This window comes from Paraburkholderia lebeckiae (assembly GCF_050436325.1).
Classification (GTDB): domain Bacteria; phylum Pseudomonadota; class Gammaproteobacteria; order Burkholderiales; family Burkholderiaceae; genus Paraburkholderia; species Paraburkholderia tuberum.
Genome location: NZ_JBNDLZ010000003.1, coordinates 1127982 through 1143876 on the forward strand (window position 1 = coordinate 1127982; position 15895 = coordinate 1143876).

Below are 15895 nucleotides of genomic sequence, written 5' to 3' on the forward strand. Positions count from 1 at the left end.
GGCCCGCGCGAATCAACTGCTTGAATCAGCCGTTCAACTGACCCAGATCGAACAGCAGCACTTCCGCGTCGTCGCCCTTTTCCAGCGTCACCGTGTCGACGTCGCTGAGCTTCGCGGCATCGCCCGCCTCGAGCACCGTGCCGTTCACGCTCAGCGTGCCGCGCGCGACGTGCAGATAGCCGAGGCGCCCCGCCGGCAGCGCGAACGTCGCGTGTTCGGCGCCGTCGAACAGTCCCGCGTAGATCGACGCGTCCGCATGGATCGTCACCGAGCCGTCGCGGCCGTCGGGCGACGCGATCACGCGCAGGCGGCCGCGCTTGCTGTCGGCGTCAAAGCGCTTTTCCTCGTAGCCGGGCTGGTCGCCCGCGCGGCGCGGGATGATCCAGATCTGCAGCAAGTGCGCGAGTTCGTCGCGCGACGCGTTGAACTCGCTATGCTGCACGCCGGTGCCCGCGCTCATTCGCTGCACGTCGCCGGGACGGATCGTCGAGCCATTGCCCATGCTGTCGCGATGCGCGAGCGCGCCTTCGAGCACATACGTGACGATCTCCATGTCGCGATGCCCGTGCGCGCCGAAACCCTGACCGCCGGCGATGCGGTCTTCGTTGATCACGCGCAGCGGCCCGAAGTGCACGTGCTCGGGGTCGCGGTAATCGGCAAACGAGAAGCTGTGATACGAGTCGAGCCAGCCGTGGTTGGCGTGACCGCGTTCTGCGGAGCGGCGAATCTCGATCATGGAGAGTCTCCCGGTAAGTAGTCAATCAGAGCGATGTTGGGAATGTAGGGGTTGCGCCCCCCCATAACAATCGTGCGCGACCGCACCGCAGCGTTCCATCGCTGCATGCAATCGCGCGGGCGGCGAGCCCGGCGAGCCTATTGCGCGGACCGCCCGGCGTCCGGATGCCGGCGCCCGGATGCCCGACGCCCGGCAGCCCGGCCCCCGCAAAACCACGCCGGCGTCGCGCACGCACAACGCGTTGCACGGCGTCTTGCCGCTCGATGCCGCGCTGCGCTGGCAGCTTGCCGCTCTTCGGGTAAAATACCGCGCTTTTCAAGCCGCGTGGACGTCCCGCGGGACGTGCAGGCCGCGCCGGCAAGCCTCGGCGGGCCGGCCGCAACCGGTGCGCGACGGCTTCGACTCGGCACCAAACCGTGCGAGCCGCGCCCGATAAGCACCGAACGCGCCGGACCGGCGCGCCACGTCGGACGAACCGCCCGCGCAAGGACGACCAGAGCGCGGCGACAATCCCTGCGGCACGGCAATTTTGACCGCCTAGAATAGCGACCGTCTGCCCTCGGCCGGCGCTCGTCGAGTCGTGTCATCACGACGATCAGTTTGATTCAGGAGAAACATGAAGAAGTTCGCACTGTGCGTGGCTCTGGCAGTCATGGCCACCGGCGCGATGGCGAAAGAATGGAAAACGGTGCGCATCGGGGTCGACGCCAGTTATCCGCCGTTCGAATCGAAGGCGCCTAATGGCGACATCGTCGGTTTCGATGCCGATCTGACCCGCGCGCTGTGCGCGAAGATGAACGTGAAGTGCGTGTGGGTCACGCAGGATCTCGATGGCATCATCCCGGCGCTGAAAGCTCGCAAGTTCGACGCGATCGTTTCCTCGCTGAGCGTCACCGACAAGCGCCGCGAGCAGATCGACTTCTCCGACAAGATGTTCGACGCGCCGGCCCGCATGATTGCGAAAACCGGTTCGCCGCTTCTGCCCACCCCTGAATCGCTGAAAGGCAAGCACGTCGGCGTCGAGCAGGGTTCGACGCAGGAACAGTACGCGAAGGCCTGGTGGGAGCCGAAGGGCGTGCTCGTCGTGTCGTACCAGAATCAGGACCAGGTGTACGCGGATCTCGCGTCGGGGCGCCTCGACGCCGCGCTGCAGGACGAAGTGCAGGCCGACGCCGGCTTTCCGAAGACGCCGCGCGGCAAAGGGTTCTCCTGGGCCGGTCCGGAAGTGAAGGATCCGCAGACGATCGGCGAAGGCACCGCGATCGGTCTGCGCAAGGGCGATGCCGAGCTGAAGGCGAAGTTCAATCAGGCGCTCGCCGAGGTTCATCAGGACGGCACGTTCAAGAAGCTCGAAAAGCAGTACTTCGATTTCGACATTTATCCTGGCCGTTGAGCGAAACAGGCAGGATACTGCGTGGTAAGCCGGCTCGTGCCGGTGGCAGTGAAAGCGGCAACGAAGGTGGCGACGCCAGGCAGTAGATTCAAAACAATCCGAGACGAAAGTCCCACAAGCGCGCTGCAGGAGCACCAACGTTTCTGCAGCATGATTTGCACAGCGGTACGCTGTGCGCCGCGGATCACGGCGAGCCAGGCGCTCGTCCCCGACGCGGCGCTACGTGGACCGCGTCTTTCGCGGTGCGCGAGAAGCGCATCGTCGTGGACTACCTATGTTCCTTCAAGGCTACGGCCCGCTGCTTCTCAGCGGCACCTGGCAAACCGTCAAGCTGGCGGTGTTCTCGCTCGTGCTCGCGTTCGTGCTCGGCCTGCTCGGCGCGGCGGCGAAATTGTCGAAGAACCGCCTGTCGAACGGCATCGGCACCGTGTATACGACGCTCGTGCGCGGCGTGCCCGATCTCGTGCTGATGCTGCTGCTGTTCTATAGCATCCAGATCTGGCTGAACAACCTGACCGACGCGCTCGGCTGGGAGCAGATCGACATCGACCCGTTCGTGGCCGGCGTCGCGGTGCTCGGCTTCATCTACGGCGCGTACTTCACCGAGACGTTCCGCGGCGCGTTTATCGCGGTGCCGCGCGGCCAGCTCGAAGCGGGCGCCGCCTACGGCATGACGAGCTGGCAGGTGTTCTCGCGCGTGATGTTCCCGCAAATGATGCGCTTCGCGCTGCCGGGCATCGGCAATAACTGGCAGGTGATGGTCAAGGCGACGGCGCTCGTGTCGATCATCGGTCTCGCCGACGTCGTCAAGGCCTCGCAGGACGCCGGCAAGGGTACCTTGCGGTTCTTCTTCTTTACCCTGCTCGCGGGGGCGATCTATCTCGTCATCACCACAGTGTCGAACTTCGTGCTGATGTACCTCGAAAAGCGTTACTCGACCGGCGTGCGAAAGGCGGATCTATGATCGAGATCATTCAGCAATACTGGCGCAACTATCTGTTCACCGACGGCTATCGCTTCACCGGTGTCGCGATCACGTTGTGGCTGCTGGTCGTGTCGATCGGCCTGGGCTTCTGTCTGTCGGTGCCGCTCGCGGTCGCGCGCGTGTCGAAGAAGAAATGGCTCGCGGGCCTCGTGTGGCTCTATACGTACATCTTCCGCGGCACGCCGCTCTACGTGCAGCTGCTGCTGTGCTACACGGGTCTCTACAGCCTCGAGATCATCCGCAACAACGAGCTGACCAACGCGTTCTTCCGCGACGGCATGCACTGCACGCTGCTCGCGTTCACGCTGAATACCTGCGCGTACACGACCGAAATCTTCGCGGGCGCGATCAAGGCGACGCCCTACGGCGAGATCGAAGCGGCGCGCGCGTACGGCATGTCGTCGTTCACGCTGTACCGGCGCGTGATTCTGCCGTCGGCGCTGCGCCGCGCACTGCCCTACTACAGCAACGAAGTGATCCTGATGCTGCACGCGACCACCGTCGCGTTCACGGCCACGGTGCCGGACATCCTGAAGATCGCGCGCGACGTGAACTCCGCGACGTATCAGTCGTTCAATGCGTTCGGCATCGCCGCGCTGCTGTATCTGTGTATTTCTTTCGCGCTCGTGTGGCTGTTCCGCCGCGCCGAGCGTCGCTGGCTCGCTTACCTGCGGCCGCAAGGCAAGTAACTGCGCGTCCCTGGACAAGCAAGCTCGTTAAGGATCCTGATGAACTCCAAGAAGCAGAAGCTCTTCGTCGACGAGCTTCACAAAAAGTACGGCGACAACGAAGTCCTCAAGGGCGTGTCGCTGAAAGCCAATGCCGGCGACGTGATCAGCGTGATCGGTTCGTCCGGCTCGGGCAAGAGCACGATGCTCCGCTGCATCAACTTTCTCGAACAGCCGAACGCGGGGCGCATTTTCGTCGACGGCGAGGAAGTGCGCACGCAGACTGCCAGGAACGGCGCGTTGCGCGTGTCGGACCCGAAGCAGTTGCAGCGCGTGCGCACCAAGCTTTCGATGGTGTTCCAGCACTTCAATCTGTGGTCGCACATGAACGTGCTCGAGAACATCATCGAGGCGCCGGTGCATGTGCTCGGTCTGAAACGCAAGGAAGCCGAGGACCGCGCGCGCGAATATCTGGAGAAGGTCGGTCTCGCGCCGCGTCTCGAGAAGCAGTATCCGTCGCATCTGTCGGGTGGCCAGCAGCAGCGTGTCGCGATTGCGCGGGCTCTCGCGATGCATCCCGACGTGATGCTGTTCGACGAGCCGACCTCCGCGCTCGACCCGGAGCTCGTCGGCGAAGTGCTGAAGGTAATGCAGAAGCTCGCCGAGGAAGGCCGCACGATGATCGTCGTCACTCACGAAATGGGCTTCGCGCGCAACGTGTCGAACCACGTGATGTTTCTGCACCAGGGCCGCGTCGAGGAAGAAGGCCATCCCGACGAAGTGTTCAGGAACACGAAGAGCGAACGTCTGAAGCAATTCCTGTCGGGCAGTCTCAAGTAATAAAATTACCCGCCACTTATGATGCGAACGGCATCGCAAATGTAGTCAATGTAGTTTTACAAGGCGCTTACGAGCGCCTTTTTCGTTTCTGCCACGTCCTTCCACCCGGCCATTCGAACGACGAAAAAGCGCCGAAAATCCCAAAAAACGGGCCATTCGGGCCAAGTTTTCGCCCTACCCTGCCACTTTTGACTCGTCAATAGTGGCAATCCTTAATGCGCCCCCTTGCAGGCCGCGATTTCCTTGCCGAACAAGGCTTTGCGCCTTTTCCCGAGGAACTGCTTCGGGTGCCGGCGCGCATTCGTATTGCAATTTGGCGACACCCCTTATGGACGGTACTAATTTCTTCTTCCAGTTAAAGTTATTTTTGATAAATTGGTAACCAAAGTAGCAAAACAAAGTTGATTAAAAGTAGTTTCACTTCAAAACACAGAGGAGAACCGGTCGGCGTGGGATCGGCATGATGCAAAGATAGCTCGACGCTACATGTCATGACAGGAGAATCCCTATCCACCCGCCACTCTCCCTGGTACCGCTTTCTGTTCGGTGCTTATCGCGTCCGAACACCACTCGCAGTACTGGGTTTCTTTTTTGACAGGGTATGGAGGAGAAGATGAAGAAAGCTTTGCTCGTCGCCGCGCTGATGTCGGCCGGCGTTGTTGCACACGCTCAGAGTAGCGTCACGCTGTATGGCCGTTTGGATGCAGGTCTCGAGTACATGTCGGGCGTCCCGACCGGCGCTAACGCCAACGGCGCGGCCAACACCAGCTCGAACCGCTTCAAGGCGGAAAGCGGCGACTGGGGCACCAGCCTGTGGGGCATGAAGGGTGTCGAGGACATCGGCGCCGGCAACAAGATCCTGTTCCAGTTGGAAGGCTCGTTCAACACGATGACGGGCGCAGGTCCTGGCGGCGGCGGTCTCTTCAATCGCTGGGCAACGGTCGGTATTTCGAACAACCAGTACGGTACGTTCACGATGGGCCGCATGCTCTTCATCTCGAACGGCGTGTGGGACTTCGACCCGTTCGGTCAGTCGAACTGGTCGTCGGCATCGCTGGTGCGTGGCCGCAACTGGCCGCAGTCGAGCAACAACTTCGCGTACCAGTCGCCGAAGATCGCAGGCTTTGACTTCTACGGTCAGTACGCGCTGTCGAACGCGACGAGCTGGAACGGTAACGGCTCGACGCCGCAAGGTCGCGAAGCTGGCGCGCAGATCACCTACACGACGTCGCTCTTCCAGGTCCGCGGTCTGTACGACGAAATCCGCAACCCGGCAAACGGCGGTCTGTACGGCCCGCACCTCGACGTGATCAACGCGGGCAATGCGGCTGGCGGCGTATTTTCGGCATCGCGCGAGTACTCGGCTCTGCTGAACGTGTTCCTCGGCCAGTTCAAGATTCAGGCTGCTTACCAGGCGGTCCGTTCGGCAGGCGCTACGGGCGTTCTGCCCGGTCAGCCGACCACGCTCGATCACGAATGGGGCGGTGTGACATGGCAGGCAACGCCGGCTGCAGCGCTGATCGCGGCGGTCTACCACGTGAACGGCAACAACGGCGCGGGCAATGCGACGATCTACACGGTTGGCGGTTCGTACAACCTGTCGAAGCGCACGCTGCTCGACCTGCAGGCCGCGACGGTGCGCAACAGCCGTAATGCTAACTTCGGTCTGAACGCGAACAATGCGGGCTTCGCCGCTGCAACGGACAACCCGCTGCAAGGCCGCCAGCAAAGCGGCGTGTACGCGGGTATCCAGCACTCGTTCTAATCGAACGGTGCGCCCCGAGGGTCATCCCTCGGGGTGTAATACAGGTTTCTTCAAGAGAATCTTTTTCACGCTGCTGCGAGAGGCGCGTATCGGTGCGATATCCGCAAGGGTATTGCACCGTTTTTTATTCGGCGCACGGTTTTTGCCGTTGCGCGCACCGGGCCGGTGCGTGATTGCGTCGGCTTATACCGCTGCTTCGTTCTCTTCGCCGGTACGGATTCGGATCACGCGCTCGACGTCCGAGACGAAGATCTTGCCGTCGCCGATCTTGCCGGTACGCGCCGCGCCGATGATCGCATCGATGACCTGATCGCACTGGTTGTCCGCGACCACGACTTCGATCTTCACTTTCGGCAGAAAGTCGACCACGTATTCCGCACCACGATAGAGCTCGGTATGCCCCTTCTGGCGGCCGAACCCCTTGACCTCGGTAACGGTCAGGCCGGTGAGGCCGACTTCCGCGAGCGCCTCGCGCACTTCGTCGAGTTTGAACGGTTTGATGACTGCGGTGATGCGCTTCATGGCGAACCTCGTCTCTTGATGGGAAGAGTGGAAAGGGAAAGGATGATTTTTATTCTACGCCGCGCCGGATGCATTGCGGCATCCGCGCGCGGATGTCGTCTTTCACTCCACCGGTTCGGTGTAGCGCGACGTGATCGGATAACGCCAGTCGCGGCCGAACGCGCGATGCGTGACGCGAATGCCGATCGGCGCCTGACGGCGCTTGTACTCGTTGATCTTGATCAGGCGCGTGACGCGCTTCACGTCGTCGACCTGATAACCCGCCGCGATGATCTCCGCGAGCGAACGGTCCTCCTCCATATACATGCGCATGATCGCGTCGAGTACTTCGTATTCGGGCAGGCTGTCCTGATCGGTCTGGTTCTCGCGCAGCTCAGCGGACGGCGCGCGCGTCAGAATCCGCTCGGGAATCACCTCGCGCGTCGCAAACGTGGTGGCCGCGTTGCGATAGCGGCACAGCCGGTACACGAGCGTCTTCGCGATGTCCTTGATCACCGCGAAGCCGCCGGCCATGTCGCCGTACAGCGTGCAATAGCCGACCGCCATCTCGCTCTTGTTGCCGGTGGTCAGCACGATCGAGCCGAACTTGTTCGACAGCGCCATCAGCAGCGTGCCGCGAATGCGCGCCTGAATGTTCTCTTCGGTCGCATCTTCGGCGCGGCCCGCGAACTCCTCGGCGAGCGAGCCGCGGAACGCATCGAACATCGGCGCGATCGCGATCTCGTCGTAACGCACGCCGACGCGGCGCGCCATCTCGGCGGCGTCGCTGGTCGAGATATCGGCCGTGTAGCGCGACGGCATCATCACCGCGCGTACCTTGTCGGCGCCGAGCGCATCGCATGCAACGGCCAGCACAAGCGCCGAATCGACGCCGCCCGACAGACCGATCAAAGCACCAGGAAAACCGTTCTTGCCGATGTAGTCGCGCACACCCATGACGAGCGCCGCGTAGACCTGTGCTTCGATCGACTGCTCCGGCGCGATCGCGGCCGGCAGCGGCGTGCCGTCGTCGAACTCGACGATCGCCGTGGCTTCCTCGAACTGCGCGAGCTTCGCGACGAGGTCGCCCCGCGCGTCGAGCACGAACGAACCGCCATCGAACACGAGTTCGTCCTGGGCCGCCGACCATGTTCACGTAGACCATCGGAATACCGGTCTCGCGAATGCGCGCGCGCAGAATGTCGAAGCGCACCGCTTCCTTGTTCAGGTGGTACGGCGAGCCGTTCGGAATCAGCAGCACCTGCGCTCCCGCGGCCTTTGCCATCTGCGCGGCCGACGCATGCCACGCGTCCTCGCAGATCACGACACCGTACTTGACGCCAGCGAGTTCGAACACGAAAGGCTGCGGGTCGGAGGCGAAGTAGCGTTTCTCGTCGAACACCTCGGTGTTCGGCAGATCCTGCTTGCGATAGGTGCCCTTCACTTCGCCGTCGACGATCAGCGATGCCGCATTGAACGTATCGACTGGCGGCAAGCCGCGCTCGATCGGCGCGTTTGCATTACCATGGCCGTTCGCCGGGCGGTGCGCGAGGTTGTCCGACCCGTCGCGCAGCGGATGGCCGACGATCACATGCAGACCGGTGAACGGCTTCAACTGTGCGGCGAGATCGGCCAACGCGGCCGCGCTCGCGGTATAGAACGCGGGGCGCAGCAGCAGGTCTTCGGGCGGATAACCCGACAGCGCGAGTTCAGGCGCGACCAGCAGCTTCGCACCATCGCTGTGCGCGGCGCGCGCGGCGGCGACGATCTTCGCGACGTTGCCGGCGAAGTCGCCGACGGTGACATTGATTTGAGCAAGAGCGATTCGGGTCTTCATGGCAGGATCGACAGGCAAGCCTTCACGGCTCGCGGTACCGCGGCTCGATGGCTCGACGGGATTGAACAAACCGGATAAACCAACTCAACGAACGACGTGGCAGCTTCAGTTTCACGGCGCCGCGCCGGTCATTGCACACAGTCACTCAGATTGAACCAGCAACGTATCGATTATCGCACGGGCATTCTGGCATCGCCCTCCGAGGTGGACGCCGCCGAGTGGAACGCCCTCCTCGCCGCGCAGCCGCAGCCCACGCCGTTTTTGCGGCACGAGTTTCTGAGCGCGCTCAACGCGACGCAATGCGCGGTTCCCGACACCGGTTGGGCGCCGCAATTCGTCACGCTGACTGACGCGCGCACGGGCATGCTCGCGGCGGCGGCGCCCGTCTATCTGAAAGGACACTCGTACGGCGAGTACGTGTTCGACTGGGCCTGGGCCGACGCGTACAAGCGCAACGGCCTGCCCTATTACCCGAAGCTGCTGTGCGCGGTGCCCTTCACGCCGGTACAGGGCAACCGGCTGCTGTCGACGAACGAGCATGCGTTGCGCCATCTCGCGGCCACGTTGATGGCGTTCGCCGAGCAGGCCGAGGTGTCGTCGCTGCATGTGCTGTTTCCGACGCAGAGCGAAGCGGACGCGCTCACCGATATCGGCATGATGCAACGCGAAGGCGTGCAGTTTCACTGGCTCAACGACGGCTATCGCGACTTCGAAGACTTTCTGTCGACGCTCGAACAGAAGAAGCGCAAGAACATCCGCGCCGAACGGCGCAAGGTGCACGAGGCCGGCATCACGATGCGAAGGATCCGCGGCGCAGACATCGAGGATGCCGACTGGCGCTTCTTCAGCAAGTGCTATCGGCAAACCTATCGCGAGCATTTTTCGAGTCCGTATCTGAACCTCGATTTCTTCCGGATGATCGGCGCGTCGATGCCGGAGAATCTGCTGCTCGTGATCGCCGAATATGAAGGCAAGCCGATCGCGAGCTCGCTCGTCGTCTATCAGCGCGACGAGAAAACCGGCGGCACCTTGTACGGCCGCTACTGGGGCGCGCTCGAACACGTGCCGTGCCTGCACTTCGAAACCGCGTACTATCAGCCGCTCGAATTCTGCATCGAAGAAAAGCTCGGCGCATTCGAAGGCGGCGCGCAGGGCGAGCACAAGATGGCGCGCGGCTTTCTGCCCACGGTCACGCGTTCGACGCATTGGCTCGCGCACCCGGCGTTCGCCGATGCGGTCGGGCATTTCCTCGATAACGAAAAAAACAGCATCCACGCGTACGTGGACGAGCTGCGCGAACACAATCCATTCAAAGGCTAGAAGCGCGGTTATGGCGTGGTTTCTCTATCTGCTCGAATGCTCGGACGGCAGCGTCTATACCGGCATCGCGACCGATGTCGCTGCTCGCTTCGACAAACATCTGAGCGGCACGGGCGCGCGTTATACGCGCTCGCGCAGGCCGGTGCGGGTGCTGGCGTCGTTCGAGCTGGCGGACCGGTCGAGCGCGTCGAGCGCCGAGTATTGGGTCAAGCGGCTCACGGCGGCCGATAAACGGGCGCTGGCGGCCGGGGTGTTCACGCTGCAGTCGGTGTTGCCGGTGGCAGCGGTGAATGACGTCGCGGAAGACGGCGAACGTTCCGACTGCTGAGTCGAGCTATCCCCTCGCCTCCCGCATCCGCTCCGTCAGCAGCCGATGCACCCGCGCCAGCTCGCCCACCACATCTGCTTCCAGCGACGTCAACTGCTCGCGAGCGGGTAACTCGAGCCGCACCGGCCGTAACGTGCGGTTCAGCGCGGCCTCGATCGCCGCGCTCGTCGCCTCGACCCATTCGTCGAGTTCGCTATGCAGGTCGCGACGGTTCGCGGTGAGGCGCAATTGCGTCGCGGTGCCGGCCATCCGTCGCAGCAGGCTTAGCACCGTCAGCGTGACCGTATCGGCCATCGAGTCCTCGAGCTTTTCGAGCCGCACGCGGCCAATCGCTTCTTCCGCGTTGTTGCTGGTGAGGCCCGCAGCGCGGCGCAATTGCTCGATCTCCTTGCCGCCGTGTCGAGGCGCTTCGAGCGACGCGCGCAGATACGCGAGATTCGCGCGCACCGCGTCGCCGAGATAGACGCGCACATCGAGCTTCTCGCGCGTCGGCCATAGAAGGAACGTCGCGAGCAGCGCGAGCACGCAACCGAGCACGTTGTTGCCGAGCCGCGTCAGCGCGAACGTCAACTGGTTGGCGCCCGGCGTCGCGAAGTCGGCGACCAGCACGAAGGTCGGCGTCAGGAACAGCACGAACAGGCTGTAACTGACGGGGCGCAGCGCCATCGTCGCCATCACCAGCGGGAACACCGCGAGCGAGATACCGAGCGGCGAATGAATCGCATAGCCGATCGCCGCCGCGAGCACGCCGCCGACGATACTGCCCGTCGCGCGTTCGATGCTGCGCGGCCAGGTCGCGGCGATCGACGGCTGCAGGATCAGCAGCGTGGCCATCGTGGCCCAATAGCCGAACGGCAGACCGAGCGCGCGAATCACGACGAAGCCCGCCGTCGTCGTCACGCCGACACGCGCCGCATGGCGCAAGCCGACCGACTGCCACGACAGGTTGGCCTTCAGCGTCGACCACGCGCGCGCCGTATAACGCGCGACGCACGCGCTCCACGGCTCGACGTGCACCTCACGCGGCGCGAAATCGACGAGCTCGAAACCGGATTGCAGCTTCACCGGTTCGAGCAACGCGCTTTCGAGCCGATGCGCGAGACGCCGCAGACGCGCCTGCTGGTCCGCGAGACGTTCCCAGCGCGCGTCGCCGGTCGCGCTGCCGATGTCGCTGAGCACTTCGCCGATCGCATTGAGCGAGCGCACCGCGCGTTGCGTGCGGCGCGGATCGTCGGGCACTTTCGCGCCCGCGCCCGACACTGCGATCAGATACGCGAACAGCGCTTCGCCGTCGGTCAACAAGCCGAGCAGCGTGTCGTAGACGGCCGCGCCGCCCGCTTTCGATGCGGGCACGCTCGCCAGCGCATCGCGCGAACGTTCGAGCGCCGCGCGCGCATCGGCGCGAAACCGCGCGGCATGCGTGGCCCATTCGCGCGGCGCGGCACGTCCGCCGACAAGCCGCGCGCTATCGAACGCGACATCGGCGAGGCGCAGATACACCGCGCGCAACGACGCGCGGCTCGCGCCGAATGGATGAATGCGCCACACCGTCAAGCTCAGCACGATCGCGAACAGACAGCCAACCAGATAGACGCCGAGAAACGCAACACCGGTACGCGCGTCGTGCATCGGCCGATCGACCATCACGACGCAGGCGGTCGCCGCGAGGATCGTCACCTGCGACGTGGCCGCGCCCCAGATGCGGCCGAACGCGCCGAGCGTCGTGAGCGCGAGTACCGCGAGCGCGGCGAACGTGGTGCCCGCGGCGGACGCGAATGCGGCGATGCCGCCGCACAGCGTCGACAGCAGCGCGAAGCCCATCATCGACATGAAGCGCGCGCGGTTCGAGCCGGCGGCATCGGCGAGACAGGTCCAGAACGCGCCGATCGCGGCCCACGCGAACACTGGATCGTGCAGCAGGTTGCCGAGCGCGAGCATCGCCGTCGACGCGCATGCTGCTCGCAAGCCCTCCGACAGATTCGCCTCGCTCGCCGCGAACGACACCATCCAGACCGGCCGCTTGCGATAGATCGCGGTGACGACCGAATGCAGCCGGGTCGACCAGCGCGGCGATGTCGAGTGGGACTTGCTGCGGTTCATCATCCGGACAGTGGGTTTGGTTAAGCTTATGGAAACGCGCGGGGGGGTGCCGAAGTGAGTTCGCGCGCGCAAGGGCGTGCGACGAATGATAAGGGTTTACACCTAAATATAAAAATGCGTTCCGTTCATCGAGGCAATGCGTTCAGCTTATGTGCGCGAGACGAAAATCGTGGCGCTCTTTGCACGGTAGACGAACGCCGCGCAAATCACATGAAAAAACCGCGCGGTCCTTGCGGACTCGCGCGGTTTTCGTACTGCATGCAGCGAGCGGATGAACCGCGGCGCGCTTACTTCTTGTAGTTCGCGACGCCTTCGCTGACTTCCTTATGGGCAGCATCGACGTCGGCCCAGCCTTCGACCTTCACCCACTTGCCCTTCTCGAGCGCCTTGTATTGCTCGAAGAAGTGCTTGATCTGGTCCTTCAGGTACGCCGGCACGTCGTCGATCGACTTCAGGTTCGCCGTCATCGGGCAGATCTTGTCGTGCGGCACGGCGATCAGCTTCGCGTCGACACCCGACTCATCGGTCATCTGCAGCATGCCGAGCGCGCGGGCACGCACGACCGAGCCTGCCAGCAGCGGGAACGGCGTGATCACCAGCACGTCGACCGGATCGCCGTCGCCCGACAGCGTCTGCGGAATGAAGCCGTAGTTGGCCGGATAGCGCATGCCGGTGCCGATGAAACGGTCGACGACGAGCAGGCCCAGGTCCTTGTCGGCTTCGTACTTCACCGGGTCGCTTTGCGCCGGGATTTCGATGATGACGTTGAAATCCTGCGGAAGGTCTTTGCCTGCGGGAACGTGATTGAAGCTCATGAGCGCTCTCTGAAGGGGATGGAAATCGAAGGCGGCGAACGGCGCGCGGGCTGCGGATGCGGTGCGAACTGTGTGCGAACCGCGAACGTCGGGCCCTGATGAAACCCTCTCGCCCCGAACGACGGGGCCGCGCACCGGACCGTACGGAATGCGCCATTATAGCCAATCGGCAGGTGGCATCCGCGGTCGGATCGGCGCGATAATCGTCTGGCGAGTCTCGCTTCGCGTCTCTACCGTTTTGTGTCTCCCCTTCGAACCCGCGCCGCCGCACGCCGGCCGCACGTCATCAAGGAGCATGCATGGAAGAAGCACGGCATTTCATCGGCGGCGAGTGGTGCGCCGCTTCCGGCGGCGAATCGATCGCCGTACTCGATCCCTCGGACGGCCAGCCGTTCACGCGCATCGCGCGCGGCACCGAGGCCGATATCGACACCGCCGTGCACACCGCACGCGCAGCGTTCGACGGCGCATGGGGCGCGCTGAGCGCCGCCGAGCGCGGCCGCGTGCTGTACCGGCTGTCGCTGCTGGTGGCAGCGCGCCAGGAAGACCTTGCACAGCTCGAAGCGCGCGACACCGGCAAACCGCTCAAGCAGGCGCGCGCCGACGCCGCCGCCCTGACCCGCTACTTCGAGTTCTACGCCGGCGCGGCCGACAAGCTGCACGGCGAAACCCTGCCCTACCAATCCGGCTACACGGTGCTGACGATCCGCGAGCCGCACGGCGTGACCGGCCACATCGTGCCGTGGAATTACCCGATGCAGATCTTCGGGCGCAGCGTCGGCGCGGCGCTCGCGACCGGCAATGCGTGCGTCGTCAAACCGGCCGAGGACGCGTGCCTTTCCGTGCTGCGGGTCGCAGAGCTCGCCGCCGAGGCCGGCTTGCCGGCCGGTGCGCTGAACATCGTGACCGGCTATGGACACGAAGCGGGCGCCGCGCTCGCGCGTCATCCGGGCATCGATCACATCTCGTTCACGGGCTCGCCCGAAACCGGCAAGCTCGTCACGCAGATGGCCGCCGAAAACCACGTGCCGGTCACGCTCGAACTTGGCGGCAAGTCGCCGCAAATCGTGTTCGCCGACGCGGATCTCGACGCCGCGCTGCCAGTGCTGATCTCCGCGATCGTGCAGAACGCCGGGCAAACCTGCTCGGCGGGCAGTCGCGTGCTGATCGAGCAGGCGATTTACGAGCCGCTGCTCGACAGACTCAGCAGCGCCTTTCAGGCGTTGCGCGTCGGGCCGTCGAATGCCGACCTCGACTGCGGACCGCTGATCAGCGCGAAACAGCAGCAACGCGTGTGGGACTTTCTGTCGGACGCGCAACACGACGGCATCGCGATGGCCGCGCACGGCGAGGTGATTCCCGAAGCGCCCGAAAGCGGCTTCTATCAGGCCCCGACCTTGCTGCGCGACGTGCCCGCGAGCCACCGCCTCGCGCGCGACGAAGTGTTCGGTCCGGTGCTCGCCGCGATGTCGTTCCGCGACGAAGCCGAAGCGCTCGCGCTCGCGAACGGCACGCAATTCGGGCTCGTCGCCGGCATCTGGACACGCGATGGCGCGCGCCAGATGCGCCTCGCCCGACGGTTGCGCTCGGGCCAGGTGTTCATCAACAACTATGGCGCGGGCGGCGGCGTCGAATTGCCGTTCGGCGGCGTCAAGCATTCGGGACATGGCCGCGAGAAAGGCTTCGAGGCGCTGTATGGCTTTACGGTGCTGAAGACGATCGCGATCCGGCACGGCTAGCGGGTGCCGTAGGGCCCGCTCGCGAGCAGCGCGAGCAGCACGTTACACGCAACAACGCATCGCTCTATCCATCACAAACAACGGAGACATCATGCGGTTGACAGGTAAAACGGCCATCGTCACGGGTGGCGGTTCGGGTTTCGGCGAAGGCATCGCAAAGACCTTTGCGCGCGAAGGCGCGAACGTCGTGGTCAACGACCTCAACGAGCCGGCCGCCGAACGCGTCGCGAGTGAGATCGCGATTGCGGGCGGCAAGGCGATCGCCGTCCCCGGCAACGTCGCGCAACGCGACGACTGGCGCACGCTGCGCGAGGCCGCGCTGGAAGACTTCGGCAGCGTGCAGATCGTCGTCAACAACGCGGGCACCACGCATCGCAACAAGCCGGTACTCGAAGTGACCGAGGCCGAGTTCGACCGCGTCTATGCGGTGAACGTGAAGAGCATCTACTGGAGCGTGCAGGAGTTCGTGCCGTATTTTCGCGAGCAAGGCGGCGGCAGCTTCATCAATATCGCGTCGACGGCGGGCGTGCGGCCGCGGCCCGGGCTCGTCTGGTACAACGGCAGCAAGGGCGCGGTGATCGTCGCTAGCAAGTCGCTCGCCGTTGAGCTGGGGCCGGAGCGGATTCGCGTGAACTGCGTGAATCCGGTGATCGGTGAGACCGCGCTGTTGTCCGAGTTCATGGGGGTTGAGGATACGCCGCAGAACCGGCAGAAGTTCCTGGCAGGGATTCCTCTCGGGCGGTTTTCGACGCCGCAGGATATTGCGAATGCGGCGCTGTATCTGGCTTCGGATGAGGCGGAGTTTATTACCGGCGTGTGCCTCGAAGTGGATGGGGGGCGCTGCGTGTAGCGGTAGGTGAAGCGCTGC

Annotated in this window: 13 protein-coding genes and 1 pseudogene; 9 read left to right on the plus strand and 5 right to left on the minus strand. The window is 64.0% G+C overall.

Annotated elements, in window-relative coordinates; translation table 11 throughout:
* Positions 1 to 25: 25 nt before the first annotated feature.
* A complete protein-coding gene (locus OKW44_RS23095; RefSeq protein WP_018419778.1) occupies positions 26 to 736 on the minus strand; it encodes a pirin family protein in 711 nt (236 codons plus the stop codon).
* A 616-nt stretch (positions 737 to 1352) separates the two neighbouring features.
* Between OKW44_RS23095 and OKW44_RS23100 the strand changes: the two genes are divergently transcribed.
* The 5 genes from OKW44_RS23100 to OKW44_RS23120 all read left to right on the plus strand — a co-directional run bounded on the left by OKW44_RS23100 (position 1353) and on the right by OKW44_RS23120 (position 6387).
* Positions 1353 to 2129, plus strand: coding sequence for an ABC transporter substrate-binding protein (locus OKW44_RS23100; RefSeq protein WP_018419776.1), 777 nt, complete (start codon positions 1353 to 1355; stop codon positions 2127 to 2129).
* 274 nt (positions 2130 to 2403) lie between these two features.
* Entirely contained in the window at positions 2404 to 3093 is a 690-nt protein-coding gene (locus tag OKW44_RS23105; RefSeq protein WP_018419775.1) for an ABC transporter permease, read from the plus strand.
* Entirely contained in the window at positions 3090 to 3803 is a 714-nt protein-coding gene (locus tag OKW44_RS23110) for an ABC transporter permease (protein ID WP_018419774.1), read from the plus strand. The genes OKW44_RS23105 and OKW44_RS23110 overlap by 4 nt, the downstream gene beginning before the upstream one ends.
* Before the next feature lie 39 nt (positions 3804 to 3842).
* Positions 3843 to 4622: an ABC transporter ATP-binding protein gene (locus OKW44_RS23115; RefSeq protein WP_018419773.1), complete on the plus strand. Its 780-nt coding sequence runs from the start codon at positions 3843 to 3845 to the stop codon at positions 4620 to 4622.
* 613 nt (positions 4623 to 5235) lie between these two features.
* Complete coding sequence (locus OKW44_RS23120) at positions 5236 to 6387, plus strand: porin (RefSeq protein WP_018419772.1); 1152 nt, start codon at positions 5236 to 5238, stop codon at positions 6385 to 6387.
* Positions 6388 to 6570: 183 nt separating this feature from the next.
* Here OKW44_RS23120 and glnK read toward each other — a convergent pair whose 3' ends face one another.
* Positions 6571 to 6909 (minus strand): P-II family nitrogen regulator, encoded by a 339-nt coding sequence (gene glnK, locus OKW44_RS23125; protein ID WP_018419771.1) that lies wholly within the window; start codon positions 6907 to 6909, stop codon positions 6571 to 6573.
* Positions 6910 to 7011: 102 nt separating this feature from the next.
* Positions 7012 to 8725 (minus strand): annotated as a pseudogene (locus tag OKW44_RS23130) (NAD+ synthase).
* Positions 8726 to 8875: 150 nt separating this feature from the next.
* Here OKW44_RS23130 and OKW44_RS23135 point away from each other — a divergent pair.
* Positions 8876 to 10045 (plus strand): GNAT family N-acetyltransferase, encoded by a 1170-nt coding sequence (locus tag OKW44_RS23135; protein WP_018419769.1) that lies wholly within the window; start codon positions 8876 to 8878, stop codon positions 10043 to 10045.
* Positions 10046 to 10055: 10 nt separating this feature from the next.
* Entirely contained in the window at positions 10056 to 10373 is a 318-nt protein-coding gene (locus tag OKW44_RS23140; RefSeq protein ID WP_018419768.1) for a GIY-YIG nuclease family protein, read from the plus strand.
* Positions 10374 to 10379: 6 nt separating this feature from the next.
* Here the strand turns inward: OKW44_RS23140 and OKW44_RS23145 are convergent, their stop codons facing one another.
* Both OKW44_RS23145 and ppa read right to left on the minus strand, forming a co-directional pair.
* On the minus strand, positions 10380 to 12476 hold the full coding sequence (locus tag OKW44_RS23145; RefSeq protein WP_018419767.1) for an FUSC family protein: 2097 nt from the start codon (positions 12474 to 12476) through the stop codon (positions 10380 to 10382).
* Between the two features lie 284 nt (positions 12477 to 12760).
* Positions 12761 to 13288: an inorganic diphosphatase gene (gene ppa, locus OKW44_RS23150; protein ID WP_018419766.1), complete on the minus strand. Its 528-nt coding sequence runs from the start codon at positions 13286 to 13288 to the stop codon at positions 12761 to 12763.
* A 299-nt stretch (positions 13289 to 13587) separates the two neighbouring features.
* Here ppa and OKW44_RS23155 point away from each other — a divergent pair, with 299 nt between their 5' ends.
* Positions 13588 to 15027, plus strand: a complete 1440-nt coding sequence (locus OKW44_RS23155; protein WP_018419765.1) for an aldehyde dehydrogenase family protein — start codon at positions 13588 to 13590, stop codon at positions 15025 to 15027.
* Positions 15028 to 15118: 91 nt separating this feature from the next.
* On the plus strand, positions 15119 to 15877 hold the full coding sequence (locus tag OKW44_RS23160; protein WP_018419764.1) for an SDR family oxidoreductase: 759 nt from the start codon (positions 15119 to 15121) through the stop codon (positions 15875 to 15877).
* Positions 15878 to 15895 lie beyond the last annotated feature (18 nt).